Source organism: Kaarinaea lacus, from assembly GCF_975902315.1.
In genome coordinates, this window is sequence record NZ_CDLKIE010000391.1 from 1 (window position 1) to 2,796 (window position 2,796).

General features: G+C 44.8%; 5 protein-coding genes. 3 read left to right on the forward strand and 2 right to left on the reverse strand.

Translation table 11 applies throughout. The features are described 5' to 3' along the window. Together ACWVCM_RS12470 and ACWVCM_RS12475 are read left to right on the forward strand one after the other, a co-directional pair. On the forward strand, positions 1-215 hold a 215-nt coding region (locus tag ACWVCM_RS12470), incomplete at its 5' end, for a hypothetical protein (protein WP_455202082.1). A gap of 100 nt (positions 216-315) precedes the next feature. Continuing rightward, a complete protein-coding gene (locus tag ACWVCM_RS12475) occupies positions 316-825 on the forward strand; it encodes a protease complex subunit PrcB family protein (protein WP_455202083.1) in 510 nt (169 codons plus the stop codon). Between the two features lie 19 nt (positions 826-844). Here ACWVCM_RS12475 and cysQ read toward each other — a convergent pair whose 3' ends face one another. Further along, the gene (cysQ, locus tag ACWVCM_RS12480; protein WP_455202084.1) at positions 845-1,642 is read right to left on the reverse strand and encodes a 3'(2'),5'-bisphosphate nucleotidase CysQ; all 798 of its coding nucleotides are present in this window, start codon (positions 1,640-1,642) and stop codon (positions 845-847) included. A gap of 4 nt (positions 1,643-1,646) precedes the next feature. Beyond that, entirely contained in the window at positions 1,647-2,195 is a 549-nt protein-coding gene (gene nudE, locus ACWVCM_RS12485; protein WP_455202085.1) for an ADP compounds hydrolase NudE, read from the reverse strand. A 264-nt stretch (positions 2,196-2,459) separates the two neighbouring features. Between nudE and ACWVCM_RS12490 the strand changes: the two genes are divergently transcribed. Further along, positions 2,460-2,796: HU family DNA-binding protein (locus ACWVCM_RS12490; RefSeq protein ID WP_455202086.1), on the forward strand; the 337-nt coding region annotated here is incomplete at its 3' end.

Below are 2,796 nucleotides of genomic sequence, written 5' to 3' on the forward strand. Positions count from 1 at the left end.
AATACTCATTCTCCGGTGTGCCTTTAGGTAGTTATCATATCCAGGCAGGATCAGACCTGGATAAAGATGGCGTGCTCTGCGAAACCGGAGACGCCTGTGGCGCGTTCCCAACCCAGGATATAATCTCCCAGCATATTATTATTGATGGCAGTACAACCTCCCTCAACGGCTTGGATTTTACGACCGGATTTAGTGTAAATTTGGTAAACCCATAAACTTTTCCACGCTAGTCCGGTTTAATAGAGTTTCAATCGCAAACCTGGCAGGCTTTAATTTTGATTAACTATGATGATTAAGGGTACAGGGCACTTAATTGTGCTGACATTATTAATTGTATTATCAGCATGTTTTGCTGAACCTGCTATACAGGACGAAAATGATCCTTCGCAGTCCGCAAAATCAACGAAATTAGCAAAGCTGGAAACACTACGCATGTCATCACAATGTGGCTCCTCGATAGCGACGCAATGGATCTCCCACCCGCAACAGCTGGAAAAGCTGTTGCAAGCTGCTCAAGGTATGATGATTTCAGCGTCGCCTGCGGCGATACCGGAAATAGATTTTTCTCGGTATGGCGTATTACTTCTGTCAATGGGTCAACAGCGTACGGGAGGTTATGCCATTCGCCTGGCCCGGGAAGAAATGCGTATTACTGGCGCAGAGGCAGAAGTCAGTGTGCAGTGGCAGGAGCCGGAGCCCGGAATGATGGTCACCCAGGTGATTACTCACCCCTGTATTTTTATCAAGATGCCACTCGGCGAATACCAGCAGATTCGAGCAGTTGACCAGCAGCAAAAAGTAAGAGCAGAAATTACGATTAACTGACGCTGTTACTGTTTATGGGCTAAAAATACTGACCCCAGTCATATTTGGTATCACCAATTACCAGAAAGTGCGGATTCAACAGGGAGTCCTTGGTGTTGTAACGCATGGGCTGCATGGAAAGCTCAACAATTTTACCGCCGGCATTTTCTACAATACATTGCGCAGCTGCGGTATCCCATTCGGAAGTAGGACCCAGTCGCGGGTAAATATCCACTTTTCCTTCTGCGACCAGGCAGGATTTTAACGAACTGCCCATGCTGATAATTTCGTAATCGCCTATTTTTTCCAGGAACGCTTTGAGTGAATCGCCGCGATGTGATCGACTACCCGCGACCAGCGTATGGCTGGTTTCCTTTGCACGCGTGGATAGCGTTACAACTGGTTTATCGGGGACTTTTTTATAAGCACCGCTATTTTGTGTGGCGTAATAACAAACGCCGGTAACGGGGGTATGAATGACGCCAAGTACCGGTTTATGGTCTTCAATCAATGCGATGTTAACGGTAAATTCACCGTTTCGTTTTACAAACTCCCGGGTACCGTCCAGTGGGTCCACCAACCAGTAGGTATGCCACTGTTGGCGGGTTGCGAAAGGAATATCGATAGATTCTTCCGATAAAATCGGGATTTCCGGAGTTAGCCTTGCCAGGCCATTGGTAATGACGTGGTGAGCCGCCAGGTCAGCTTCAGTAAGCGGTGTATTGTCATCTTTACTGGTAACATCAAATTCTGTGTTGTATATCTGCAGAATTTTTTCACTGGCCAGCTGCGCGATATTTCTGACTTCCTGGCACAAATGTTCAAGATCTGTGGGCATAGATTTATTTGCTGCTATATAACCGGTTTTTTAATAGATACAGGGCTGCAATACTTCGCGCCTCAGTGAATTCATTATTACTAACTAAATCATCCAACTTATTCAGGTCCCAGTAAAGTACTTCTATGGCCTCTGGCTCATCTCCTTCCAGTTTTTGTTGATACAGGTCAGTTGCATGCACGATGTGGGTTTGATGACTCAGGTAGCCGGGTGATACCGAGACGCTTTTCATAAGCTCGAGTTTTCTCGCGCCGTAGCCGGTTTCTTCCATAATTTCCCGGTTTGCTGACGCTATGAGTGATTCGCCCTCCTCTACACGCCCTTTGGGAAATGCAATTTCATAGCGCTGGATGCCAGCGCAATACTCTCGAATCAGGATGATCGTGGTGTCATCCAGTTGCGGCACGATCAGAACGGCGCCTGCCGGTGGACTATAAATTCGTTCATATTCCACTTCATTTCCATTTTCGAACTGCAAGTGCAGTTGTTCAATGGTGAACACTCGGGTTTTCGCCAGTGTCTTTTTGGCTAAGAGTTTAGGCAATTTTTTCATGGGTAAGCATAACTGACGCTGGATGAATCGTTGATATTAGCCTGAAATGCTATACAGGTCATAGGTTTTACGCTTTTAAAATTTCACGAGCGACAACGTATAAGCGAATTAAAACTGCTATAAATGCCGTAATAATAGACAAAAACAAAAAAAATGCCTAAAAACACTGAAAAAATAGGTGCGAAAAAGTTTTACTTACTGTAAATTTCGGCTACTTTATTAAGATAGTTTTATTCATGTCATGAATGTAACGGGAGGTTCCGAATGGCAGCAAAACCAAAGAGAGCAAAGAAGAAAGCAGCAGCACCAGCAGCAAAGATCAAATCCATTAAGGAAAAGTACACTAAAACCCAAATTCTGAATCAGATCTCTGAAGAAACTGAACTGAGCAGAAAGCAAGTCGCCAGTGTATTTGATTCGTTGGAAACTATTATCAACGGCCACATCAAAAAGACAGGTTGCGGTGAATTTACCTTACCTGGTTTGTTGAAAATCAAAACCAGAAAAATTCCTGCTCGTAAGGCGAAGAAAAACGTTCCAAATCCTTTCCGTCCGGGCGAACTCATGGATGTCGCAGCAAAACCAAAGAGAGCAAAGAAGA